We start from the raw sequence: 23,017 nt of genomic DNA, 5'->3' as shown, positions 1-23,017 counted from the left end.
GGCGCCGCCAGAAAGCATATCGCTGGCAGCGCCACCGATGATAAGGTTGTCCAGCGAGTTGCCCGTTCCGGCAAAGGCCGCAGTTCCGTTATAGGTTAGGTTCTCGACATTGGCGCCAAGCGTATAGCTCGCCAAGTTCGTGCGAACCGTGTCGGTCCCCTCGCTGGCGTTCTCGGTGACGCTGTCGCCGGCATTGTCGACGATGTAGGTATCGTCCCCCGCACCGCCGAGCAGCGTGTCGGCGCCGGCGCCACCGTCCAGCGTATCGTTGCCGGCGCCGCCTAAGAGCGTATCGGTGGCGGCGCCCCCCGTGATCGTGTTGTCGAGCCCGTTTCCGACACCGCTGAAGGCCCCGGTGCCGATAAAGGTTAGGTTTTCGACATTGGCACCAAGCGTGTAGCTTGCCGTGGCGCGAACCGTGTCGGTCCCCTCCCTGGCGTTTTCGGTGACGACGTCGGCGGCATTGTCGACGAAATAGGTGTCGTTGCCAGTGCCGCCGATCAATGTGTCGACGCCAGTACCACCGGACAGCGAATCATTTCCGGCATTTCCCCAAAGCATATTGTTCGCTTCGTTGCCGACAATCGTATCGTCGCCGGAGCCGGCCTGAACATTCTCGATCAAGGAGGCAACGTTGTCGTTATAAAGAAGCGCGTTGAAAATGTTGCCGCGGGCGTAACCATTATTCGGCCCCCCCGCCAGATCGGCCAACTGGCCCTGGGAAAAGACCGAGTACCCCCCTGCTCGCAAATCGATCGTGAGGGCGGTGCTATAAGCGCTCAAATCATAGGTATCGATACCGCCGCCGTCCCAGATTGTCGCGAAGATGCGGTTGGCATCGGGCGTGATGGCCGCAACCCCGTTGACATAGGTGATGCCTTGGTTCGGATTCCACTTGTAAACGGTATTGCCACTGTTGGTCGTGTAGTCCGCACCATACATTTCCTGCAGGGCGGCGATGTCGAGCATCATGAAAGTTTGTGGCGCACCGTCATGCTCATACTTGATCCCACTCAAATCGTCTCCGACATATGTGTGGTAGGTCATGATCGTGTATTCGAGCGAGTCATATGCGCTCGGAACAACTGTCGTATTGGAAGCATCCCCTTCATGAGCATGTTTCAGCCCGAGAGCATGGCCCAGTTCATGCGCCAAGGTATGGCCGGCATAGTTGCCGAACTCCGGAAAGCGAAGATCATCTTCAGTGCCGGCATATGACGTCCCGAACCAGACATCGCCGCCTGCCTCGGGAGTGTCTGGATAATAGGCCCATGCCGTCGGGGGCATCCATGACTGAGCGAACCGCACCGATGCGGTCTCCGCACTAGCGGCCTGAAAGTTGGCGTTCGTAAATCCCTCAACGGAGAAACCGTCATTTGCCGTATTTCCGTAGGATTGCTCCATGAAGAACAAGGCAAAAGACTGCTGCTGCGAGGAAATCGCAGAGAAACCCCAATCTTTCTCGCCGGCATAGGAATACGATGTCGAGAAGGTGGGAAACGCATAGGTTATCGTTCCGTCCCAGGCTGTGCCACTGAACAGCCCGTCAACTTTCTGATCCCCAGTCAAGCTGACGTTCTTCGTCGAAGTAATAAGCTTCGTCATAAAATCCCCGTTTGCCTAATCCACTCTGCCGTGCCAAATGCCGGTTCCCTCTGCTCCGCATGAGGGTGAAACTTCAACTACAAGTCTTATCTCGCTTCAGTAGGGTTTTGACCTAGGTAACTAACGCTCATGAAGGGCTTCCTCCGCGACCTCGATCAAAGGCGAGAAGACATATTCCAGGATCCTGCGCTCGCCCGTTCGAACCTCCGCAACTGCTGCCAGGCCCGCACTTAACTGGACGTTACGGCCATCTGCTAGAATTTGATCTGCCTCCAAACTCAATGTCACCGGAAAAACGAGGTTCTGCATCCTTTCGGCGCCGCCGAACGTTGTCTCCGACTGTCGTGCCGCAGGGTCGCCTTCACGACGCGCGGCATCGGGTTCCGGAATCGCATCGGCCGCAATTTTGATAACGCGGGCCGGGATGGTTCCGTAGCGTGTAAAGGGAAAGGCTTCGAGCTTGACGACAGCATCCTGGCCGACCTTGATGAAGCCGATGTCCTTGTTCAAAACGTAAGCTTCGAGCTCCAGTGTGCTTCCCTCAGGTACGACACGCATCACGTCCTCGCCGACGGTCACCACTTGACCCACACTGGTAATCGAGGATGCTTGCACCGTGCCGTCTATTGGACTGCGCAAGGTCATCTGCTCGCGAACATTTCTGGTTTTCGCCAGCCGCTGCTCCAGCTCTTCGACCCGACGTTCCGCATTACCCAGCCGCTCGAGCTGATCGCCCAGGAATGCTCGTTTTAGCTTGTCCTTCTCCCTCGCAAGGACCTCAATTCCGGCGGCGGCATCAGCGAGCTGACCTTCCTGCATAGCCAGTTGCGTCGCCTGCTCCTTCAATGTTTGCGTCGCATCGATGACGCTTGCCATGGTGCCGGCTTCCTTCGAAGCCAGCATATTGCGCATCGCCACACGCTCTTTCAGCGTTTCAACCAGCGAGTTCTGAGCCGCAACCGTCACCGTCAGACGATCGCGCTCCACTTCCTTCTGGTGCTTCTGAGCATCAAGCGACGCAACTGCGGCCTGGTATTGTTCGAGGTCGCCCCGCAGGATGCCTTCTTCACGACGACGCAATTCATCGGCCGTGTCGGCATCCCATGAGATCGTTGGCGGCAGCTGGTCGCTCTCCTGAGAACGAACATAGTTTACCGCAGATTTTCGGCGCCGGACCTCGGCGTTCACAGACGCCAGGCCTTTTGCCGCATCCGTCTCATCGGCAATAGCATCCGTCGGATCAAGTTCGAGCAGGATATCACCGGTCTTGACCTGTGTGCCATTTGATGGCGGCAGCGCCTTCACCTTACCCGTCAACAGCGGCTGAACAACCTTAACGCGGCCTGCCGGCTGAATCTTGCCCTGTGCGGCTGCGATGATGTCGATGTGACCGATATAGGACCAGATCAATGCCGTTGTGACGAAGGCGCAAATGATCAAGATCAGTGCCAGGCGCACCGGCGAGGGTGGGGTCTCCAGGATTTCGATCGCCGGTGCCAGAAACTCATGATCGGATCGCTTGGCCGGGCGCGGCGGAAGACCGGCATATCGAACAGCTTGGACAGGTCCACCTTTCATGCGGCGCCTCTGTCATTCTGCAAGGCCCAAAGCCGCGCATAGAGCCCGTCCGGGCGCTTAAGCAGATCGTCATGGCTGCCAATTTCCGCTATGCGTCCGTCTGCCATACCGATGATCCGATTGCATGGCCGCACAGCTGCGAGCCGGTGCGCAATGATGATAACCGTTCGGCCGGCGGCGATCTGGCGCATATTGGTCTGTACGACGCGTTCGCTCTCATAGTCGAGGGCGCTGGTCGCCTCATCGAAAATCAAGATCGGCGGGGCGGTAGCAAGCGCACGGGCAATGGCGATCCTCTGACGCTGGCCGCCGGACAGGTTCGCGCCACGTTCTTCGATCATCGTGTCGTAGCCTTGCGGCAACCGCAAAATGAATTCATCCGCCCCGGCGAGCTTGGCAACCGCAATAACCTGAGCGCGGTGCATCGCCGGGTTTGAGAAAGCGATATTGTCGTGGATCGTGCGATTGAAGAGCAGGTTCTCTTGGAGAACGACTCCGATGTGGCTTCGAAGCCAGGCGGGGTCGAGTTGTGATAGATCCATGCCATCCAGCAGGACCTGACCCTCTTCGGGGACGTAGAGACGCTGCACCAGCTTGGCAAGCGTGGACTTTCCGGAGCCCGATGCGCCGACGACACCGATGATCTCTCCGGGTTTGATTTCCAGCGATACGTTTTTCAAGACTTCCGGAGAGCCGGGCCGATAGCGGAAGGTGACATTTCGAAGTTCAATGTTCCCCCTTGGGGCAGGCAACGACAAACGGGCGATTGGCTGACGCTCCATCGGCGTGTTCAGAATGTCGCCGAGCCGATCGACCGAGATCTGCACCTGTTGGAAATCCTGCCAGAGTTGGGACAACCTCAAAACCGGCTGGGTGACCTGCCCTGCGATCATGTTGAAGGCAACAAGCGAACCAACGGAAAGCTCCCCGTTCATCACGGCCCTCGCACCGAAAAGAAGAAGGGCCGCCGTCGAAAGCTTGCTCACATATTGAATGGCATTTTGTCCGCCAGCGCTAAGCAGTGTCGTATCGAAGGCTGTTCGCACGTAAGCTGCGAGCTTTTCCTCCCACTGCGCCTGCATCACCGGCTCCACCGCGGCGGATTTAACCGTGTGGACACCGACGATCGCTTCGACCAGGAACTGCTGGTTTGCCGCTCCCCGATTGAACTTCTCTTTGACGAATTCGCGCAACGGCGGTCGAACCACGATTCCGATCAGGAGGTAGACCGGGATCGCCGCAACGACAATCAGGGTCAAGCTCCAGGAATAGGCGAAAAGAACCGCGATGAAGACAAAAGTGAAAATGACGTCGAGCGCCGAAAACAGCCCCTGCCCAGTCAGAAATGCGCGGATCGTTTCAAGTTCTCGAACGCGGGCGACCGTCTGGCCGGCGGATCGCGTCTCGAAATACTCCAGCGGCAGCCGCAGGAGATGATGGAACAATCGTTGGCCGAGCTCGACATCGATCCGGTTCGTCGTGTGAGCCAACGCATAGGCCCTCAGATATTGAAGCATGACATCGAAGAGACCAATGATCGCGATGCCGGCAACAAGCACGAACAGGGTCGAATAGGCTTTGTGCGTCAGGACCTTGTCGACCACGACCTGGAAGAACAAAGGTGTAATGAGCGCGAAGATCTGCACAAACAACGAGGCAAGCAATACATGGGCAAGCGGCTTTCGATAACGCCAGATCGATGGCAGAAACCACTTGAAGCCGAATTCTCGCGGGTCGGACCCTTCGCCTCTTATGCGCCGCCCCACAAGAATAACGCGTGCGTCGATTTCGGCTAGTATATCCGCAGGAGCGATTTCACGATCAACGCGCGTTATCGGATCGACGAGTCTGTACTTCCCAGATGGGTTCAACCCGCCGAGCACCTGAAAGGAGCCGCTGCGCGCTTGAACAATAGCGGGGACGGGCATGGCTCGAAGACGTTGCTCCGTGACCTTCTCCACGACACGCGCCCTAAGCCCGATGATCTTGGCTGCTCGTTGAATGTCGATGGCCCGGGACGTGCGCCCCTTCAACGCCAGGTCGTGCTGCAGCTGAACCGGGTCGGCAGCAATGCGATAGAATGCAGCGATGCCGCAGAGCGCACGAAGACCGGAGTCCAGATGCTGCGAAAGGCTGCCATCCATGCGCGGAACTATTCCCCTTAAGCTACAGATTACCGCGCTCCACCGGCCCAACCGCCTGCTGCGGCTGCTTGCTGATGATGTAACTCACTCGGAAATACTGCGCCACGGGGGGATATTCGAGCTCGCCAGATTTCGAGCCGGTTGTGGCGAAGAAGCAACAGCGCACCGTCGGTAGCATATCTGCACTTCGCCGGCACCTTGCAAACAAAGAACGAATATGGCGCCCCTATCTGGTGAGCGGTCGTTGTGCAAAACTCCTCACGGCCAATGGAACAACATGATCTTCATCTCCGCGTTTCCGACCGACGTGTCAGCGCATCATGTATTGTGAACGGTCCTAGCAACGCGCTTCCTCGATCTACGTGCTGGAGCTCAAACTGACCACAGGTCGCAATGGACAATGTCCGCTTGTACCCGGCCACCCCGTCCGAACCATCATCCGTAGGGTTCAGTGCAAGGCGGCAGGCACCGGAATGCCTTTCACGAAAACGCCGCTGTATTCTACCGAGCCGCACATCTTGGCTTTTGCGATATCCCATGCCTCAACCTCATCGAGGAGGCGTGGCGAAGCTGAAGTTTTAACTGTCGAGACAGTTGGAATTTCAGATCAAGGATGGCAGAACTTCTGAAAATCTACACTCGCTTCGTTGGAGAGGCGTCAACGCTATGCCCGGTTTCCGGCACCTGAAGACTTCAACGAAATCACGGTTTCTTTATCCCGCGTCTAGACCATCATCCCCAAAGCCTCTTGCATTGCCAGTCGCGCCAGCCACGAATGTATTCGCGCTTCATGTCGCCGAGCTGGGTTTCGGCCTACTTGACGTACCAGGCTTTCTGCCCGTCCGTCAGCGTGATGCCCTGATCGGACAGGTTGCAGAAATACTTTGCGAAAGCATCGGTGATGATGACGCCTTCGGGCGCGATCCCATATTGCGGCTCCTTCCACCAGGGAAAGAAATGGAACTTGAAATCGAGTTCCGTCAGTTTCGCCGCCTGGCGCTGCTTGACCTGGGCATCGTCGCAGAGCGTATAAAAATGCCCCTCCTGGCCTTCCGCCGTGCTTTCAACGAAGACCAGCTGGCCGGCCTGCACCGTATTCAAAGCACCGGTACGGACTTCCCGCGCCTTGTCGGGATATTTCGCGCAAAGCTTTCCATATTCGGAGATATGCAGATATTGCAGCGTTCCCGACCGCAGCAACGAGGTTCCGACCCGGATGCTCGAATTGTGGGCAAGCAGCAGTTCGGTCTGGTTGGCTCTGACGACAGGCACGGCGGTGCGGATATCATCCGGCAGATTGTCATAGGGATATTTGATCTTGTCCCGGAAGATCGTCTGCACGTCGCCGAGCGTATGGGCGATGGTGCCGGCGCGGATATCCCGGTTGAAGACGCAGGCATCGAGCATGAAGATCTGAATGAAGGTCGTCAGACCCAGCTGGCGGGCTTTCAGCAGCACATTGAGGTAATGCATCTGCTCGAAAAACGTCATCTGCGTCCAGTTCAATTCGAACCTGACGCGTTTGCCTGATTTGTCGGTGATCCAATAGAGGTTGTTCAGACGCCAGCGCCAGTCGGAAAACTGGTCAACTGCCGTTTGGAAGTCCGCGCGTCTTGCCATTGATGTCTTCCAGCAACTGCGAAACCTCGCCGGTTACGACGCCCTGGTCGAACTCGACCTTGGAACCGTATTTCTTCGGCTTCAGCTTCTCGGCGACCCTTTGGCGGGTGGCGATGCGGAGCTGCGAACGCCGGATGGCCTCGCCATTCTCCTGCCAGCCGGTGGTCTCACCGCTCGCATTCTTCTTTTCAATCCAGTCATTGCTGCGATCGTCGGCAATCTCGACCATCTCGTCGACAAAGCCGTCGGCCAGGATCTCGCGGGCCAGCGCGTACCGCGCCCGAAAGGCCGCCTTATCGTCGTCGGCGAGCCAGGACAGCACGGTCGACTTCGCCGGCATATCCTCATCCCGGCAGATCGACCGCAGGCTTTCCCTGTCAGCAATGCGCTCGCAGATCTTCTCGGCCAGCGCCTGGCTGAACTTGGTTGGTCTTCCCATGGGGCGCGGCTTCTGGAAGGCTCAGAACAGCGCAATGATGTTGGATGCGGTGGTCCCGGTCAGCGCCACGATGGCGGCATGAACAGGCAGGATCGTTCCAGCCGGCACGCTCGCGACGCGGCGCAATGGCAACATCACCGGCCGTGCCGATGTAAAGCGCGCGGGCTCCGACGATGGCGGTATCGTTCGGCGTTACCGCCGCTGCCCGGGAGGCCGGAGCAATCGAAGGGTCCATTGCAGTTCTCCTTGGAAGAGGCGGGTGTCCATGCCGACACGGCTCGATCCCGATGTGATCGAAGATGAGAGGTCAGGCAGAAAAGGATGGGGGATCAATTCTGAGGAAGCTGGCCGGTGACAGACACACCGGTCGGAGGGCGGCGCCGACTTGGTCGTCGACATCCCATCGGGATTCAAATTTCGCAGCTTGGATTTGCGGTAGTCTTAACTGATTTGCCGGGAGGTGATCAAGGGCTGATTGTGGCTCGCACCAGTTCGAAACCAAGCCTGCTCGATCAAGTAGGCGCCAGATTACTCTACCCCGCACCGACGACGGATTTGGCAAAACGCGCTCCCCGACCTCCGTCATCCTCGGCCTCGAGCCGAGGATCTATGCCCGCTGCTGGTAGAGGCCAACATGGGTCCTCGGCTCAAGGCCGAGGATGACGGAGCAAGGGGTAGGCTCTGTGGCAAATCCGAGGTGATGGCATCAGTGATGCTGACGAATATTATGGCTCGATCAGCGTGGTCTTGGCCGGTCTCGCGATCTGGTTCGGCATGTCACCGTTGGTCGGCGGGCGGTGCCGACGTGGCCGACATCCCCTCTAGATTCAAATCTCGCAGCCTGGATTTACGGTAGTCATAAACGACCTGCCAGGGGGTGATCAAGCGCTTCTGACCGCAGCGCGCAGATAATCTGCCCGACCCAATCGGCGGCAAAACCCTCACCCGCTTTGCGAGCCTTCAGGTCCAGCGTACAATGAGCAGGCTGTTGATCCAATAGCGGAGAAGTTCAGTGAAAACCACGAGACTTTTTCTGTGCCTCGTCGCTTTTCTCAGCGTCACGCTCGCTGGAAACCCGGCTGATGCCGACGAGCTGGTTCACTTCGAAAGCGCGCCAGTCAAGCTCAGCCCGTTTCGAATAAGCAAGGCTAGAGAACAGGGAGAAATTATTTCTCAACCGCAAGGCACACCCCTGCTGGGATATTTGTCCCGCCCGGAGGGTGATGGCCCCTTCCCGGCGGTCGTCCTCCTGCATGGATGCGAGGGCATGCGGTTGAGCGTCAAAGACCTTTGGCCGAAACGGCTGGTTTCGTGGGGTTACGTCGTGTTGGTCGTCGATAGCTTCACTACCCGCAACATCAAGGACACGTGCCAGGGTTCTCTCCCCGATCGCCTCTTCGACGCCTATGGGGCTTTGAATTTTTTATCGAAACAAAGCTTTGTCGATGCGCGGCGCGTTGCCTTGATGGGCTTTTCAACCGGCGGCACGGCGACGCTGGAAGGAACAAAAATCGAAGGCAACGAACAGCTCATGGACCACAAATTCAAGGCAGCGGTTGCCTACTATCCGCTCTGCGCGGCAAGTCAGGGTGACGCGACGGTGCCGACCCTGATTTTGAGCGGCGAACGAGACAATTGGAGCCCGGCTGACCGATGCCAGAAGAGGCTTGCCCGTCTGAGTGACAATGGCCCGCCCATCGAGCTCAATGTCTACAAGGGCACTTACCACGATTTTGATGCTCCGGAGTTTAAGGTGGGACGGCGGGTGTTTGGTCACATCGAAAAATACAATCCGGACGCCGCAGGAAAATCCATCCGCAGCGTTCGAACATTCCTTCAAACGTACCTCTCGAACTAAAGCCCGAGCATTGTCCGCATGAGCGCCGATACTGTTGAAACACGATGCCCGGTGTTATGGTGGATGCTCGCAAGAGGAGCGAGCGGATGATCTGGATCTACTCTGTCATCGGCGTCTTGAGCGGCGCGCTACTGATCGGCCTCGCGATTTGGGTCGGCATGTCACCATCATTATCCGACCGAAAATCGTGGCTCCCCGAACCGAGTGGAAACTCCGTAGAGCCGAACGATTCGAGTATTGCGGGATCGGGTAGTGACTTGGCTTAGATCTGCGGGAGATCCCGCATTCTCCGTCATTCCAGGCCTTGAGCCTGGAATCCATGCCGACCGGCCGCAGAGGCACTACCGCGAGAGCATCGCCTTCAGTCGCTGTTGCAAGACAGGAGGTTCGCTAGACATTCGAACCTGACCGAGCGCATACCGCATGGCAGGCGTGAACGGCAGCCAATGCTGCAAATGATCCAGCAATTCATCCGACATCATGTCTTCGAGCGGGCCGGCGCCCATTTGACCGAGCGCTTTTTTGTGATCGGGTAATCTGGCTTGCTCGACAATGGCGAGAACGCGCTTCAAGACGCTCTCTCTCGAATCATGCAGTAAAATCGTCGACCAATACCATTCGCCGGGATCTGCGAGATAAGCCTCTACATAGGCTTCAGCGGTAACCGGTGGCTCTCCAACAGCAATTATATCCGGCAACCACGTCAGATCCGATGAGAGTGCGCTGCGCGTGAACGGTTTGGCCGCTGGAGCGTCGGCGGTGTGTTTCCCCGAGCGCGGGTTGCTACGGTTTTTCTTGGTCACTTTGGCTTTCCATTTCGACAGCACTCTGCATCAGCAAATGGTTGTCCGCAACTCAACTCCGCTATCCCCGGCCACTCGACGCGCCATCCGCTGCGCCGGCGGCAAGTTTGGCGGAAACGCGCCCCCACCCTCCGTCATCCCAGGCCTCGAGCCTGGGATCCATGCCGTGGCTGATGGAGGCCGACGTAGATCCTCGGGTCAAGCCCGAGGAAGACAGAGCAAGAGGCGAACTCCCCACCAAAACAAATTAGCCTTGACTCATCAATTAGCATAGGCTATTGATTTCCTCATGATCGAAGCCGCCTCCATCACCGCCGTCATGCGCGCCCTTGCCGATCCCACACGGCGGGCCGTGTTTGAGCAGATCGTCAACGCCGATGAGATCACCGTCGTCGAACTGACGCGGGCAAGCAGCGTGACGCAGGGCGCGATTTCGCAGCACCTCAAGGCGCTGAAACAGGCGGGCCTCGTCGCCGAGCGCCCCGAAGGGCGGAAGGTCTATTACCGCGCCGAGCCGGAAGGCCTGGAGCCGCTTGTCGACTGGATGAGCCATTACGGCGTCTTCTGGCGCGACCGCTTTGCCAATCTCAGAACATTGCTGAAGGAAATCGATCCATGAGCGACGCCGCATTGAAGCCCGACACGCAAGAGATCGTGGTCGACGAGGTCTTCCCGCATCGGCCGGAGACGATCTGGAAAACGCTGACCACGGCCAATCTGATGGGCCGCTGGCTGATGATGCCGGCGGGCTTCGAGCCCGTGGAAGGCAAACGCTTCACCTACCAGACGACACCGGCCGGCGCCTGGGACGGCACCATTTACTGCCAGGTGCTGGAAGTGAAGCCGAACGAGCGTCTCTCCTATGCCTGGAGAGGCGGGCATGAGGGAAATGCCGGCTACGGCTCCCCGCTCAACACCGTGGTCACCTTCATCCTGTCCGAGGTCGAAGCCGGCACGCGGCTTCGCCTCATCCATTCCGGCTTCGTCCTGCCGAGGAATGAAACTGCTTTCCAGAAGATGGGCGAAGGCTGGAAGAAGGTCGTGAAGAACATCGGCGCCATCGTCGACGAGACGGACTGAGGCGACCGACATCGCGCTTGCCGACGCAGCGTTTTATTCGGCAGCGCTTCATCAGGAGAGAGATATGAGCAAGCCTTACACCGGCGGATGCGCCTGCGGTGCGATCCACTATGAAATCTCGGCCGAGCCGATTGCGATGAACGACTGCCAGTGCCGCGATTGCCAGGCGACCAGCGGCACCGGGCACGGATCCTACCTGACCTTCCCGAGCCGGCAGGCGGTGAAGCTCGACGGCCAGGCGACGCATTGGGACATGGTCGCCGACAGCGGCAACGTCAAGACGCGCGGCTTCTGCCCCAGCTGCGGCGCGCCGGTCTATCTGACCTTCTCTGCCATGCCCGATCTCTTCACCATTCACGCCGCCAGCCTCGACGATCCCACCCGATACCAGCCGCAGATGGCGACCTACACGCTGCGCGGCCTCGCCTGGGACCGGGTCGATCCGGCGGTGCCGAAATTCGAGACGATGCCGCCGATGTAAAGCTGGGGCAGCGGCCCTGGCAAACTGGTGCGATCGACGGCTGGGTCGCCGTGTGTCAGTGAATCCGATGCTCACCTGAGCTGACCTAGACGATGCCAGGAGAGTTCAATTTCCGGCAAGACGCTCGATCGGCTCGGCCAGGTCGAGCCAATGCGGGCGATTGCCCCACCAATCAACATGATCCGGCGTCTAAACATCTAAAGCTGACGGATGGTGTCAGCTGGTAATGCAGAAATTCGCCTCGGCCTGCGCGTCCTGCTGAAACCTGAGGCAAGGGCGTTCTTAGCCCCGCCGCCTCCCCCATTCGGCATGGTGAAAAGGCGCCGCGCAGCAGCACGGCGCCGGTGCATCACGCGCGCGTCATGCGGCGATGGAGGGATAGTCGGTATAGCCTTGGGCGCCGCCGCCATAGATGGTCGCCGGGTTCACCTCCGCCAGCGGAGCAGCGGTCTTCAGTCTCTCGACGAGATCAGGATTGGCGATGAATGGCCGGCCGAACGAGAAGAGATCCGCCGCGCCCTCCGTCAATCGCAGCGTTGCGCGGTCGAGGTCGTAGCCATTATTGGCAATGTAGGTGTTTGCGAACTTGGCCCTGAGCTCCGCGTAGTCAAAGGCAGCAGCCTCATTGGGCCCGCCGCGCCCAGCTTCGACGACATGGAGATAGGCAATCCCCATCTGGCCAAGCTTCTCGGCGATATAGTTGAATTGCGCCTGCGGATCGCTCGAGGTGACGCTGTTGACCGGCGAAATCCGCACTCCCGTCCGCTCGGCGCCGACCTCGGCAGCCACGGCGGCAGCGACTTCCAATATCATCCGGGCGCGATGTTCGACCGAGCCGCCATAGGCGTCGGTGCGGGTGTTGGCGCCGTCTTTGGCAAACTGTTCCAGCAGGTAACCGTTGGCGCCATGGACTTCGACACCATCGAAGCCCGCGGCAATCGCGTTGGCGGCGGCGCGGCGGAAATCGGCGATGATGGCCTGGATCTCATCCAGTTTGAGCGCGCGAGGTTCAGACACGTCGACGAAGGCATTGTTCACGAAGACCTTGGTCTCAGCCTTGATGGCCGATGGCGCGACCGGCGCCTGCGCATTCGGCTGCAGATCGACATGCGAAATACGACCGACATGCCAGAGCTGCAGAAAGATGTGACCGCCTTTGGCATGCACCGCGTCGGTGACTTTCCGCCAGCCGTCGATCTGGGCTTGCGTATAAATTCCCGGTGTATCCTGGTAGCCCTGCCCTTCCTGCGAAATCTGCGCGCCTTCCGAGATGATCAGGCCGGCTGTCGCCCGCTGGGCATAATATGTCGCGGCGATATCGCCCGGCACGAAGCCGGCGCCGGCTCTGTTGCGGGTCAAGGGCGCCATCACGATCCGATTCGCCAGCGTCAGGGCGCCGAGTGTGTAGGGTTCAAAAAGTGCGTTGTCAGTCATTTCGTTTCTTTCGTCAGGATTTCGGGGGTCTCTGTCACATCTCGGAGTTTCGCGCCGGAACACGGCACAGGCCGGCCTTGCGACACAGCCTGTGTTGGTGACGGCGCGTTTCCGCGGGAAGCGCTACGAGGCGGCGCGATAGCGCTCTGCCGGCTCAGACTGCGAAAAGCCCGGGATCATCGTCTGGCGCGCGGACTGATAAGCGTCCCATTGGGCGGCATCGTGCAGAGGCGGGATGGTGACGGGCTCGCGCTTGTCGAAGCCTGCCAGGGCGGCGTCCACTAGTTCGCCCACTTCCATCACGCCGGAGAGCGTGTTGACGTCGATGCCGGAAAGTTCCCAGATCTCCGTCCGTGTCGCAGCCGGCAGAACCGCCTGGACGTAGACGCCTTTGGGACCGAGTTCGAGGCTGAGCCCCTGGGAAAGGAAGGTCACGAAGGCTTTGGTGGCGCCGTAGACCGTCATTCCGAATTCCGGGACGAGCCCGACGACCGAGGAGACGTTGACGATGGCGCCCGAGCCCGCTTCGACGAAGCGTGGCGCAACGGCGCTGGAAAGGCGGGCAACCGCCGTCGCGTTGAGCGCGATCAGCTGGGCGATATCATTGACGGGCTGATTGACGAACGTGCCTTCGAGGCTCGTGCCGGCATTGTTGACGAGAATCCCGATCCGATGATCGTCGCGCAGACGGGTTTCCACCGCCGCAAGCTCATCGGATTTGGTGACATCGGCCTGCAGGATGTCGATCGTTACGCCGGTTTCCTCGCGAAGTCGCGCCGAGAGAGCCTCCAGCCTTGCCTTATTGCGCGCGACCAGTACGAGATTGTGCCCACGACGGGCGAAACGGTCTGCATAGGTCGCTCCGATACCCGAGGAGGCGCCGGTGATGAGGACGGTGGGAGTGTCAGTCATTGTCTTGTTCTCTTTCGAATGAGCGTTATATAATTATGATGGCGATCCTAATTACGGGTTTAAAGTGATGGCTATCATAAAAAAGTCAATGGCAGAGAGGGAGAAATCTCAACATGAAAATCAGCCGTGAGCAGATGGCCGAAAACCGCCAAAGGATCCTGGAAGTCGCAAGCCGGCTGTTTCGGGAGAAAGGATTCGAGGCCGTCGGCGTTGCCGAGGTGATGAAGGCCGCGGGCCTGACGCATGGCAGCTTCTACGGTCATTTCAGCTCGAAGGACGACCTGATCGTCCAGGCGCTCGCGCATGCGCTTGGCCAGCGCAATGGCCCGTCACTCCCGCTTGGCGCCTATATGGAAGAGTACCTGTCGCCGCGCCATCGCGACAACAGGGCCGGTGGCTGCCCGATTTCCGGACTTGCCGCGGACACGCTGCGCCAGACGCCTGAGGCCCGTGCGGCGGTGACGGAGGGTGTGCGGGCGCAGATCGACTGGATGAGCGAGAAGGACGAAGGGCCGGACGCCGACCGCCGATGCCGGGCAATCGCCCACTGGTCGGCGATGGTCGGGGCAACGATCCTCGCTCGCGTCATAGTCGATCCCGCCCTGTCGAAGGAAATATTGACGGAGACGCTGGCCTGGATCGATGACGGAGCCGACCGACCTGCTCCGGCACCGGCAAAAGCCGAATGAGGAAATGCCGCGGTCAGCGGCCGCGTCCCGCCGCAGTTCCCATCGCCGGATCCAAGATCCTCGATGCCGACCTGCCATAGGTGGGCAGCCGTCGGCTGAGCGTCCAGCCCCATTTCGGGCATTTTAGTCCCGATCGTAGCTCGGCCGCCAGCCGCGGGTCATGCCGCCGCCCATGGCGCCTTCTGCCAATATCAACTGCCGGCGCAAATGTCGGACGTCCTCCAGCAGCGTGCCTATTGCGGCCCGCATATCGCCATTGTGATAGGCGACCACCTCGGCAAGCTCATTTTCGACCGGCCGCGACGATGTTTCGGCTTCCACGGCGGCGCTCAAGAGAAGATGCCCGCCATTTTGAGTTTGCCGCAGAAGCTCGCTATCGCTTTCGCGACGCCCTCGCTGCAGGGAAACTTGAACGGTCGCGTGGCTTCCTCGGTCAGAACCGGCTCGTCGGTTGTGGCGTCGCGGCCGGTGACATGTTTCGTCAGCAGGATGCCGCAGGCCTCGCCGGCAGCCTCGTCGATCGCCATCTGGACATCGCCAAGATAGGTATCGCTGGGGATGTCGATGATGAAGGCGGTGAAAAATCTCACGCCGCGGCTCCCCGCCACAGCCTTGACCAGGCTTGCATGCGCCTCGGAGACCTCAATCTCCTTCTCCGGCGGCCACATTACATCACTTGCAGGCCACGCATCATCTTCCACGGCTTCGCCGATCGGCTGCTCACGCATATCCGCTCTCCATATCTTCGGTTTTCAGATGGCGGCCGCCGCGCCGATGTTCTTATTATGTTCTGATAACGAAGAGTGTCAAGACGGATGTTTTGCTGTGAGCGACCTTTCGGGCAACCGCCAGAGAATGGGGCATGATCAAGAGATCTGCACCACGCTCCGGCCGTGTCTTGAACCCTCAATGCTTGAGCACGACCTTGCCCGGGGCGCCCGCCGCAACCGCATTCTGCGCCGCACCGATTTCCTCCAGAGTGAAGGTATGGGAAATCGGGATGACCAGGAGGCCGCGCACGGCAGCATCCAGCACGGCGTCGAGCGTCGCCGCGTCGGTGCGGTGGAAGAGTTCATGGATGGTGACGCGGTCTCCGGCATTGGCGCCTTCCGGCACCGGAACGATGCTGGCGACCGTGCCGCCATCACTGATATGGCCGATGAGATTGCCGGCCACCGGCCCGGCGGCACTGATCCCATAGGCAAAGCTCGGGCTTGCGACGGGGAGCGTGATGTCAAGCGCTTCGCCGGCCAGGGCCTGACCTTCGCTCAGCCGCTCGGGACGGACGCCGGCCACCGGCTGGGCGCCGATCTGCTTGAGATATTGGATGGCGGAACGGCCGACGGTGCCGAGGCCGCCGGAGACCAGAACCCGGTCGCCAGCCTTGACATCAAGCGCCTCGACGGCCTGGCGCCCGGTCAGCCCGGCCTTGACCAGCGACGCACCCGCTTCGAAGCTCAGGCCAGCCGGCAGCTTGGCGACGGATGTGGCGGGAAGCACACCATATTCGGCATGGGCGCCTTTGCCGTTTGCCGCGAAATCGGCGACGACCCGATCACCGACCGCAAAACCGGTGACGCCGTCGCCGAGTGCCGAGATGGTGCCGGCTGCGTCGCCCCCGAGCACGGCCGGCAGCGGAAGCGGGATGAACTTGGCCATGAAGCCCTGGCGGAGAATGAGATCGAAAGGATTGACGGCGGATGCCTCGATCTTGATCAGGATTTCGCCCGGTCCGGGCGTCGGCGTCGGGATATCGCCGATTTCGAATTGATCGACATCGCCGTAGGATTTGAGAAGGGCCGCTTTCATTGTGGTCTCCAGATTTTGTCGTCGCGTTTGGGCGTGAGACCAGGCTGCCGGCTGGCAGCCTGGTCTCGGCCGGTTCCCGCCGTTAAGCCGTGGCCGGACGACGCGCGGTGTCCAGCGTCCATGCGCCACCACCGGCAAAGGCGAGGTAGAGGAAGATGAAGCAGAACAGGATGGCGACTTCGCCCATGTTCAGCGCCGGCCAGAAGCCATAGGGCATGTGGCCCATGAAATAGGCGGCCGCCATTTCGCCCGAGGCGATGAAAGCGGCGATGCGCGTTTGAAAGCCGACGAGCATCAGAGCCGAGGTGATCACCTCGATGGCGCCGGCGATGATCATGATCGTCGGAAGCGGATAGGGCACGCCCTGAATCGGACCCGGAAATTGCAGGAATTTCATGGTCGCGTGTTCGAGGAAGAGAAGCGCGGTGATGATGCGCAGGATTGCGAGGACGTATGGCGTCCATTTGCTGATATCGGTCATCGAGAGTTTCCAATGTTGGTTATGGGAGATCAGGCGGCGGATGCCGCTTTCTTCAGTTCTTGGTTTTCTTTCCAGAGCTTCATCGACATGGCGAAGACGCCGTCGACATAGTTGCGGTAGACCGTCATGCCGGCCGGATCGCGGCCTGCCTTGGCTGCAAAGAACGCAACGATGTCATCGGATTCCGTGACGTATCGGCCGGGCTCAAGCTGCGCGGAGGGAAAGCTCACCTTGTCGAGATGCGGCTGAAGCTCGGCGCGGATCTTCGCCTCCTGCTCGCTGTCGGGAACGAAGTCGCGGGTTTCAACGTCCGAGGCCAGTCCCGATTCCAGAAGGAACAGACGAACCTTGAGGCAGAAGGGGCAGTTTTCCTTGAGATAGACGATCGGTTTGAACGTTGCGCTGGTCATTGCGCATCTCCTTTTGATTGAGGGGCAGAGGGGACATCGCCGAAGCGGAAGCTCGATGCGGTCAGGCCACCGGCGAAGTCTTTCTGGTGATAGGTGACGGCGCCCGGTTCGTCCTCGGCCGCACCCACCGCCACCATCAGGGGGATCAGGTGGTCTTCACGCGGATGCGCCGCGCGGGCGGCGGGCGCCTTCTCCCATTCGACAAGCCGCTCGGTGCGCGTTTCGGATGGCGACCGGATCAGCGTCTCCTGCAGCCAGGCGTCAAACTGACGGGAGGGGCCATGTCCGGCCGTGCCCTGTATGGCCGACAGGTTGTGGTAGCTGAGGCCGCTGCCGATGATCAGCACGCCCTCTTCGCGCAGCGGCGCGAGCGCCCGGCCGACCTTGAGATGCAGCGCCGGATCGTAACCGGCATCCAGCGAGAGCTGGACCACAGGGATGTCTTCGTTGGGATAGAGCGGCTTCATGAGGCTGAACGTGCCGTGATCGAAGCCGCGGGTGGGGTCCGGCCTGGCGTCGATGCCGGCGGAATGCAGCAGATCCTGCACGTGACGCGCCAGCTCGGGGGAGCCCGGCGCGCCATACTTGATCTGATAGAGATAGTCGGGGAAGCCGTTGTAGTCGTAGACCATGCCCGGGTTGCTGCCCGAAGAGACGGCAAAGCCCCTCTCCTCCCAGTGGCCCGAAACGACCAGCACCGCCTTGGGCAGATCTTGAAGCTCGGCCCGCATCTCGATCAGGGATTGCTCGAGCTTGTCGAAATTGCTGCGAAAGCCACCGGTCATATAGGGCCAGGGGCCGCCGCCATGGCTGAGGAAATAGGTGGGCAGTCTTGATGTCTTCACCTCGCCATTCCTTTTCGGCACCGCCGCTGCGGCTGGCCTTGTCAGCGACTGTCTTGGTTTTCCCTGGATTGATCAATCGGCTTTGCCAACATGCATCATTTCCTCTAAGTTGATGATCATGGACACGATGATGAGCCTGCGGGTATTTTGCTTGGTCGCGGAGCTGAAGAGCTTCACCGCGGCAGCAGGCCGTTTGAATCTGTCGCCGGCGATGGTGAGCAAACACGTGATGCATCTGGAGACGCGCCTGGGAAGCCGGCTCTTGAACCGGACCAGCCGGAGTGTCACCCTTACCGAAGCCGGCGCGCTTTATTTCAACCAGACCAGGCAGATGCTCGAAGGGCTCGACGAAGTGGAAGCGTCGATCGGCAATGTCACGGTCGCGCCGCGCGGAACGCTCAAATTCAGTGCTCCCGTGTGGGCGGCCAGTTCAGGCTTTGTCAATATTCTGGCCGAATACAACCAGCGTTATCCCGATGTCAGCCTGGATATGGATCTCAGCGGCCGGATCGCCAATCTGGTCGAGGAAGGCTTTGACCTTGCGCTGCGGGCAATGTCGTCCGAGCGGCTCGATCCGGGTCTGGTTGCGCGCCCATTGGCGAAGATAGAATTCCGCCTGATGGCATCGCCGGACTATCTCAAGCGCGCCGGGCGACCCCAGAGCATCGCCGAGCTGAACGGCCATGCGCTGCTTCGCTATAATGGGATCAATGTCAGCGAAAGCCTGCTGTTGGGCCGCCAAAACGACCGGCGCAAGGTCACCTTCCGCAATGTGCTGCTGAGTGCCAACGAGACGCTTCTGCACCTGGCGGCTTTGCGAGGAATGGGGCTGGTCTTCCTGCCGGAATGGCTGGTGGAGGAGGATCTGAAAGCAGGCCGGCTGGAGGTGGTGCTTGCCGGGGCGCTCGGCATCAGCAATACGCTGCATGCCGTCTACCCGAGCCGGAAATACCTTTCCGCCAAAGTCCGCACCTTCATCGATTTTCTGGTGCTGCGCTCGCCACAGATATTCTGACGCTCTCAGAAATCTGCGCATCGCACAGTATGCAGCCCGCGATATTTAGCATGAAGCGATTGCGCGTCACGCGTGTTAAAGTCTTTTTGTCCAGCTGAGCCTTCCGGCCGGTTGGTATTGTTGCCGAGTGATGACTTGCTTCGTGAGTCTCCGGCCCTTGAGGGCCTCTCCATGCAAAAGACACCCACAGTGCGTTTCGAAGCGGCGAGCACGCTTGCTGTGGTGGTATCGTCCAATGAGCCGTTGCTGTACCTATCCGACGACCAGAAGGTCATCGCGGCGAGCGCATCCTTCTGCCGGGCCTTCGACATCGACCCCAAGACGGTTTGCGGCCAAAGCCTCAGCGAAATTGGAAACGGCGAATGGGCGATGCCCCAGCTTGCGTCACTGCTGACGGCCACCGCCTCGGGCAGCGCCACCATCGAGGCATACGAAATCGACTTTCAACGGTCGAACCAGAAGACACGGCACCTGGTCGTCAATGCACGGACGCTCGATGACGGTGACATCGATCATATTCGCCTGCTGCTCGCCATCACCGACGTGACCGATGCGCGCGCCGAGGCTCGGCTGAAAGATGATCTCGTTCGCGATAATGCCATCCTGCTGCAGGAGGTCCAGCACAGGGTCGCCAACAGCCTGCAGATCATTGCCAGCGTTCTCATGCAGAGCGCCCGGCGGGTCCAGTCGGAGGAAGCGCGCGGGCATCTCCACAACGCCCATCACCGGGTCATGTCGATCGCGGCCCTGCAACGCCAACTCTCCATGTCCAACGGCGGCAAGGTTGAACTCCGTCACTATTTCACTCAGCTTTGCCAAAGCCTCGGCGCGTCGATGATTGCCGACCCCGACAGGCTTTCGATTCAGGTGATGGTCGACGACAGCGCCGTGGAAGCGGATGTTTCCGTTCGCTTGGGGCTTGTCGTGACCGAGCTTGTCATCAACGCCCTCAAGCACGCCTTTCCCGATGAACGACCGGGCGCAATCGTCATCGACTATCACTCATCCGGCAAGGACTGGACTCTCTCCGTTACCGACAACGGCATCGGCATGCCTGCTGGTCGCGAAGCACTAAAGGCGGGCCTGGGGACTGGCATTGTGGAGGCGCTCGCAAAGAGCCTGAATGGCGACATTCAGTTGAGCGATGCGGGTCCCGGCGCCGCCGTCACAATCAACCACCGGGAAAGCGCCGGTTTGCGAACCGACATTTCTACGGCCGCTTAGGAACCGAATGGCTTGCGAAACGCTATCCCATCGGAGCCTGCGAGGCTCACACCTCCAAATTGACCGAGTGAGCGATGAAATATGGCAAAGCGGTCGTCCTGGTCGTCGAAGACAGCACGATTATTCGGATGAGTGCCGTCGATCTGGTACTCTCTGCGGGCTATGAAGCGCTTGAGGCGTGCGATGCCGATGAAGCAATTCGCATCCTTGAGTCGCGAAACGACATCGATCTGGTTTTCACCGATGTTCAGATGCCCGGCACGATGGACGGCATCAAGCTATCTCATTACATCCGGGATCGGTGGCCACCTGTCAGGTTGATCGTTGCCTCCGGCGCGGCCATCCTCAAAGAGAGCGATCTCCCCACGGGAAGCAGGGCCTTCTCGAAACCCTATGACAACCACGCAATTACCGATGCGATGGCTCATCTGCTGTCGATCGGGAACACGACTGAGTTGGCAAGTTAAGGGTTTTTCGACAAGCTTCCAGGATGATCAGGACGTCGTCGACCGCCATCGTCTTGGTGAAGCGCTGAGGAACTGAACATTGACACAACCCGCAGCCGACAGGGTTCGCTTTGAATTTGTCACGCAATGTCCAAGGGATGATGGCTGCGGCGTCTTCGTCTTGCAGATGCTGACGGGCAAACCCTACGACCAGATTGCCGGCATGATCGATTGGGGCGCTCAGACCAATCATTACACAACGTGGACAGAACTGCGCGGCGTCCTGACCGAGTTGGGCTGGCAGACCGGCGGATTAGGCAAGGCAGAGAGCTGGGGCGATGTTTGCGGGGTAGCGATCGTCCATGTCGAAGGAGACCACTTCATCCTCTATGACGCCGATAACGGCATCTTCTATGATCCGGGGCAACCCGACGGCCCCGATCTGCATAGCCGCCTCGTTCCTCTGAACTACCTTGCAGTGCAATCGCCAGAGAACGGTGTCCCAAGCCCTGAGCCTGGGATCCATGCCCGCCCCGATGGTCCGCGCCGATAGCTCACTCGCCGTGACCACCGTTCCAGGCTCGCGGATAGGGAAAGGCGCAGCCGCCGAGCCGCGTACCACCCAAAATATGCAAATGACCGAACCATGTTTGCCGCCAGCCGGCTTGATGCCAAGCCAATCCGGGCGTAGTTCAGAGATAGCCACCCTCTCCTTCGACACCAATTTGAAACGACCCCATGGCGCACTCCCTCAACACAGCCCCATCGCCCGCCGGCGGCCCCAACCAGCCGAAACTTGATACGGACGACATCTGGCAGGCCCGCGTCGATCTTGCTGCCTGCTTCCGGATGGCGGCAAGGCTCGGCATGGAGGAAGGGATCTGTAACCATTTCTCGGCCGTCGTTCCCGGCTATGACGACCTGTTCATCGTCAACCCCTACGGCTACGCTTTTGCCGAACTGACGGCCTCGATGTTGTTGATCTGCGACTTTCACGGCAACGTGGTGTCGGGCAGCGGCCAGCCCGAGGCCACCGCTTTTTACATCCACGCCAGGATTCACAAGAACGTCCCGCGCGCCAAGGCGGCGTTCCACACCCATATGCCTTATGCCACCGCTCTTTCGATGACGGAGGGCGATCCCCTGATCTTTGCCGGGCAGACCGCCTTGAAATTCTATGGACGCACGGCCGTCGACCGCAACTATAACGGCCTGGCGCTCGACGCGCGCGAGGGCGATCGCATCGCGGCCGCCATCGGCGATGCCGACATCGTCTTCATGAAGCATCACGGCGTGATGGTCTGCGCACCCAATATCGCCGAGGCCTGGGACGACCTCTATTACCTCGAGCGCGCCTGCGAGGTGCAGACGCTTGCCCTGTCGACCGGACGCGAAGTCCTTGCCGTCGCGCCTGAGATCGCCGAAGCGGCGTATCGGCAAATGCGCGAAGGAGACCCCGAGTCGGCCCGGCTCCATCTGGAGTCCGTCAAGCGCACGCTTGATCGCAGCGAGCCGGAATACAAGCGCTGATCCGCAGACCGCGGCTTAGCATCGGCCCGAAAATCGGAATCGATTTTCGGAAAGCACGATGCGTAGATTCAAAGTGTTAGAGCGTCCTTAGTGCGTCCGAAAGGACGCACGGCGCTCTACGCGTGCGCCGGGCGCCAATGCGGATAGGTGACATAGGCGGTGAGCGCGCCCTCCTCGTGCGAGCGGATGGTCACCGCTTCTCCCTTGGGCATGTAGACGATCGCGCCTGGCCCGGCGGTGACCGTCCCCGCGTCTGTCGAGACCGATAGCCGCCCTTCCAGAACGATCATGACGTCGTCAACTTCAATCGTCTCGGTGAGGCTTTGGCCGGGCGCGTAGCGTCCATAGCCGATGGTGATCGGCCCTCCCTGCCGCTCGTCGACCAGATTGCCGACGAAGATATCTGCCTCCTGCCCGGGGGAACGCTCCAACGCCACGTCGGCAACCGTGAACTTACGGACTTTCATCGTCTTCCTCCATTGCCGCGTGCAGAGGTAGCGCGGAAATCCCGCGCGCCAAGAGCGCTCGCGAGCATGCCGGTCACTGTGTTGTGGGCGGCGATGGCGCTGATGATAGCGACGGCGAGTTCTTCAGCGATTTAGTTAGAACACAAC

General features: G+C 59.9%; 24 protein-coding genes and 2 pseudogenes. 10 read left to right on the top strand and 16 right to left on the bottom strand.

What is annotated here, in order from left to right; genetic code table 11:
* The 6 genes and pseudogenes from BS629_RS14765 to BS629_RS14740 all read right to left on the bottom strand — a co-directional run.
* Positions 1-1,605, bottom strand: a 1,605-nt coding sequence (locus tag BS629_RS14765; RefSeq protein WP_198943671.1) for a M10 family metallopeptidase C-terminal domain-containing protein, incomplete at its 3' end; no start/stop codon positions are given.
* A gap of 120 nt (positions 1,606-1,725) precedes the next feature.
* A complete protein-coding gene (locus tag BS629_RS14760) occupies positions 1,726-3,183 on the bottom strand; it encodes an HlyD family type I secretion periplasmic adaptor subunit (protein ID WP_018241110.1) in 1,458 nt (485 codons plus the stop codon).
* Positions 3,180-5,327 (bottom strand): type I secretion system permease/ATPase, encoded by a 2,148-nt coding sequence (locus tag BS629_RS14755; protein ID WP_018241109.1) that lies wholly within the window; start codon positions 5,325-5,327, stop codon positions 3,180-3,182. Before BS629_RS14755 ends, BS629_RS14760 begins: the two co-directional genes overlap by 4 nt.
* Before the next feature lie 816 nt (positions 5,328-6,143).
* Positions 6,144-6,947, bottom strand: a pseudogene (locus BS629_RS14750) (terminase); the annotation flags it as partial.
* The gene (locus tag BS629_RS14745; protein WP_018241107.1) at positions 6,913-7,386 is read right to left on the bottom strand and encodes a terminase small subunit-like protein; all 474 of its coding nucleotides are present in this window, start codon (positions 7,384-7,386) and stop codon (positions 6,913-6,915) included. The gene BS629_RS14745 and the pseudogene BS629_RS14750, both read right to left, overlap by 35 nt.
* A gap of 21 nt (positions 7,387-7,407) precedes the next feature.
* Positions 7,408-7,621 (bottom strand): annotated as a pseudogene (locus BS629_RS14740) (spike base protein, RCAP_Rcc01079 family).
* A gap of 777 nt (positions 7,622-8,398) precedes the next feature.
* Here BS629_RS14740 and BS629_RS14735 point away from each other — a divergent pair.
* Positions 8,399-9,244 (top strand): dienelactone hydrolase family protein, encoded by an 846-nt coding sequence (locus BS629_RS14735; RefSeq protein ID WP_018241106.1) that lies wholly within the window; start codon positions 8,399-8,401, stop codon positions 9,242-9,244.
* Between the two features lie 341 nt (positions 9,245-9,585).
* Here BS629_RS14735 and BS629_RS14725 read toward each other — a convergent pair whose 3' ends face one another.
* Positions 9,586-10,047 carry a hypothetical protein gene (locus BS629_RS14725; RefSeq protein WP_018241104.1) on the bottom strand — a complete coding sequence of 154 codons (462 nt, stop codon included), beginning with the start codon at positions 10,045-10,047 and terminating at the stop codon, positions 9,586-9,588.
* 289 nt (positions 10,048-10,336) lie between these two features.
* On the opposite strand from BS629_RS14725, the gene BS629_RS14720 reads away from it, so the two are divergent.
* From BS629_RS14720 to BS629_RS14710, 3 genes are all read left to right on the top strand, one after another.
* Positions 10,337-10,666: an ArsR/SmtB family transcription factor gene (locus BS629_RS14720; protein WP_018241103.1), complete on the top strand. Its 330-nt coding sequence runs from the start codon at positions 10,337-10,339 to the stop codon at positions 10,664-10,666.
* Positions 10,663-11,127 (top strand): SRPBCC family protein, encoded by a 465-nt coding sequence (locus BS629_RS14715; RefSeq protein ID WP_018241102.1) that lies wholly within the window; start codon positions 10,663-10,665, stop codon positions 11,125-11,127. Before BS629_RS14720 ends, BS629_RS14715 begins: the two co-directional genes overlap by 4 nt.
* Positions 11,128-11,191: 64 nt before the next feature.
* A complete protein-coding gene (locus BS629_RS14710; protein ID WP_018241101.1) occupies positions 11,192-11,608 on the top strand; it encodes a GFA family protein in 417 nt (138 codons plus the stop codon).
* Positions 11,609-11,968: 360 nt separating this feature from the next.
* Here BS629_RS14710 and BS629_RS14700 read toward each other — a convergent pair whose 3' ends face one another.
* The gene (locus tag BS629_RS14700) at positions 11,969-13,042 is read right to left on the bottom strand and encodes an alkene reductase (protein WP_018241100.1); all 1,074 of its coding nucleotides are present in this window, start codon (positions 13,040-13,042) and stop codon (positions 11,969-11,971) included.
* A 123-nt stretch (positions 13,043-13,165) separates the two neighbouring features.
* The gene (locus BS629_RS14695) at positions 13,166-13,954 is read right to left on the bottom strand and encodes an SDR family NAD(P)-dependent oxidoreductase (RefSeq protein WP_018241099.1); all 789 of its coding nucleotides are present in this window, start codon (positions 13,952-13,954) and stop codon (positions 13,166-13,168) included.
* A gap of 113 nt (positions 13,955-14,067) precedes the next feature.
* On the opposite strand from BS629_RS14695, the gene BS629_RS14690 reads away from it, so the two are divergent.
* Positions 14,068-14,643 carry a TetR/AcrR family transcriptional regulator gene (locus tag BS629_RS14690; protein WP_018241098.1) on the top strand — a complete coding sequence of 192 codons (576 nt, stop codon included), beginning with the start codon at positions 14,068-14,070 and terminating at the stop codon, positions 14,641-14,643.
* A gap of 123 nt (positions 14,644-14,766) precedes the next feature.
* Here the strand turns inward: BS629_RS14690 and BS629_RS14685 are convergent, their stop codons facing one another.
* From BS629_RS14685 to BS629_RS14660, 6 genes are all read right to left on the bottom strand, one after another.
* Entirely contained in the window at positions 14,767-14,964 is a 198-nt protein-coding gene (locus BS629_RS14685) for a hypothetical protein (protein WP_026188308.1), read from the bottom strand.
* An 8-nt stretch (positions 14,965-14,972) separates the two neighbouring features.
* Positions 14,973-15,371 carry a hypothetical protein gene (locus BS629_RS14680; protein ID WP_018241096.1) on the bottom strand — a complete coding sequence of 133 codons (399 nt, stop codon included), beginning with the start codon at positions 15,369-15,371 and terminating at the stop codon, positions 14,973-14,975.
* Positions 15,372-15,549: 178 nt separating this feature from the next.
* Positions 15,550-16,452, bottom strand: a complete 903-nt coding sequence (locus BS629_RS14675) for an NADP-dependent oxidoreductase (RefSeq protein WP_018241095.1) — start codon at positions 16,450-16,452, stop codon at positions 15,550-15,552.
* A gap of 82 nt (positions 16,453-16,534) precedes the next feature.
* The gene (locus BS629_RS14670) at positions 16,535-16,933 is read right to left on the bottom strand and encodes a DoxX family protein (RefSeq protein ID WP_018241094.1); all 399 of its coding nucleotides are present in this window, start codon (positions 16,931-16,933) and stop codon (positions 16,535-16,537) included.
* A 29-nt stretch (positions 16,934-16,962) separates the two neighbouring features.
* The gene (locus BS629_RS14665) at positions 16,963-17,343 is read right to left on the bottom strand and encodes a glutathione S-transferase N-terminal domain-containing protein (protein WP_018241093.1); all 381 of its coding nucleotides are present in this window, start codon (positions 17,341-17,343) and stop codon (positions 16,963-16,965) included.
* The gene (locus BS629_RS14660; protein ID WP_018241092.1) at positions 17,340-18,188 is read right to left on the bottom strand and encodes a DODA-type extradiol aromatic ring-opening family dioxygenase; all 849 of its coding nucleotides are present in this window, start codon (positions 18,186-18,188) and stop codon (positions 17,340-17,342) included. Before BS629_RS14660 ends, BS629_RS14665 begins: the two co-directional genes overlap by 4 nt.
* 118 nt (positions 18,189-18,306) lie before the next feature.
* Here BS629_RS14660 and BS629_RS14655 point away from each other — a divergent pair, with 118 nt between their 5' ends.
* The 5 genes from BS629_RS14655 (at position 18,307) to BS629_RS14635 (ending at position 22,403) form a co-directional block, all read left to right on the top strand.
* Entirely contained in the window at positions 18,307-19,203 is an 897-nt protein-coding gene (locus tag BS629_RS14655; protein ID WP_026188307.1) for a LysR family transcriptional regulator, read from the top strand.
* Positions 19,204-19,374: 171 nt separating this feature from the next.
* On the top strand, positions 19,375-20,427 hold the full coding sequence (locus BS629_RS14650) for a sensor histidine kinase (RefSeq protein WP_026188306.1): 1,053 nt from the start codon (positions 19,375-19,377) through the stop codon (positions 20,425-20,427).
* 74 nt (positions 20,428-20,501) lie between these two features.
* On the top strand, positions 20,502-20,894 hold the full coding sequence (locus BS629_RS14645) for a response regulator (protein ID WP_018241090.1): 393 nt from the start codon (positions 20,502-20,504) through the stop codon (positions 20,892-20,894).
* Positions 20,895-20,973: 79 nt separating this feature from the next.
* Positions 20,974-21,426: a hypothetical protein gene (locus BS629_RS14640; RefSeq protein ID WP_245268217.1), complete on the top strand. Its 453-nt coding sequence runs from the start codon at positions 20,974-20,976 to the stop codon at positions 21,424-21,426.
* Between the two features lie 185 nt (positions 21,427-21,611).
* Positions 21,612-22,403: an aldolase gene (locus tag BS629_RS14635; protein ID WP_018241088.1), complete on the top strand. Its 792-nt coding sequence runs from the start codon at positions 21,612-21,614 to the stop codon at positions 22,401-22,403.
* 116 nt (positions 22,404-22,519) lie between these two features.
* Here the strand turns inward: BS629_RS14635 and BS629_RS14630 are convergent, their stop codons facing one another.
* Positions 22,520-22,870 carry an AraC family ligand binding domain-containing protein gene (locus BS629_RS14630; protein ID WP_018241087.1) on the bottom strand — a complete coding sequence of 117 codons (351 nt, stop codon included), beginning with the start codon at positions 22,868-22,870 and terminating at the stop codon, positions 22,520-22,522.
* Positions 22,871-23,017 lie beyond the last annotated feature (147 nt).

Origin of the sequence: Rhizobium leguminosarum bv. viciae USDA 2370, from assembly GCF_002008365.1 — a bacterium.
Classification (GTDB): Bacteria; Pseudomonadota; Alphaproteobacteria; order Rhizobiales; family Rhizobiaceae; genus Rhizobium; species Rhizobium leguminosarum.
Note: the sequence above shows the minus strand (reverse complement) of the source record. Positions and strands in the feature narration are given on the sequence as shown.

Coding starts and splice junctions, on each gene's coding strand:
- BS629_RS14760 (WP_018241110.1), bottom strand. CDS start 3,183: ATGAAAGGTGGACCTGTCCAAGCTGTTCGATATGCCGGTCTTCCGCCG.
- BS629_RS14755 (WP_018241109.1), bottom strand. CDS start 5,327: ATGGATGGCAGCCTTTCGCAGCATCTGGACTCCGGTCTTCGTGCGCTC.
- BS629_RS14745 (WP_018241107.1), bottom strand. CDS start 7,386: ATGGGAAGACCAACCAAGTTCAGCCAGGCGCTGGCCGAGAAGATCTGC.
- BS629_RS14720 (WP_018241103.1), top strand. CDS start 10,337: ATGATCGAAGCCGCCTCCATCACCGCCGTCATGCGCGCCCTTGCCGAT.
- BS629_RS14715 (WP_018241102.1), top strand. CDS start 10,663: ATGAGCGACGCCGCATTGAAGCCCGACACGCAAGAGATCGTGGTCGAC.
- BS629_RS14710 (WP_018241101.1), top strand. CDS start 11,192: ATGAGCAAGCCTTACACCGGCGGATGCGCCTGCGGTGCGATCCACTAT.
- BS629_RS14700 (WP_018241100.1), bottom strand. CDS start 13,042: ATGACTGACAACGCACTTTTTGAACCCTACACACTCGGCGCCCTGACG.
- BS629_RS14695 (WP_018241099.1), bottom strand. CDS start 13,954: ATGACTGACACTCCCACCGTCCTCATCACCGGCGCCTCCTCGGGTATC.
- BS629_RS14690 (WP_018241098.1), top strand. CDS start 14,068: ATGAAAATCAGCCGTGAGCAGATGGCCGAAAACCGCCAAAGGATCCTG.
- BS629_RS14680 (WP_018241096.1), bottom strand. CDS start 15,371: ATGCGTGAGCAGCCGATCGGCGAAGCCGTGGAAGATGATGCGTGGCCT.
- BS629_RS14675 (WP_018241095.1), bottom strand. CDS start 16,452: ATGAAAGCGGCCCTTCTCAAATCCTACGGCGATGTCGATCAATTCGAA.
- BS629_RS14670 (WP_018241094.1), bottom strand. CDS start 16,933: ATGACCGATATCAGCAAATGGACGCCATACGTCCTCGCAATCCTGCGC.
- BS629_RS14665 (WP_018241093.1), bottom strand. CDS start 17,343: ATGACCAGCGCAACGTTCAAACCGATCGTCTATCTCAAGGAAAACTGC.
- BS629_RS14655 (WP_026188307.1), top strand. CDS start 18,307: ATGGACACGATGATGAGCCTGCGGGTATTTTGCTTGGTCGCGGAGCTG.
- BS629_RS14650 (WP_026188306.1), top strand. CDS start 19,375: ATGCAAAAGACACCCACAGTGCGTTTCGAAGCGGCGAGCACGCTTGCT.
- BS629_RS14645 (WP_018241090.1), top strand. CDS start 20,502: ATGAAATATGGCAAAGCGGTCGTCCTGGTCGTCGAAGACAGCACGATT.
- BS629_RS14635 (WP_018241088.1), top strand. CDS start 21,612: ATGGCGCACTCCCTCAACACAGCCCCATCGCCCGCCGGCGGCCCCAAC.
- BS629_RS14630 (WP_018241087.1), bottom strand. CDS start 22,870: ATGAAAGTCCGTAAGTTCACGGTTGCCGACGTGGCGTTGGAGCGTTCC.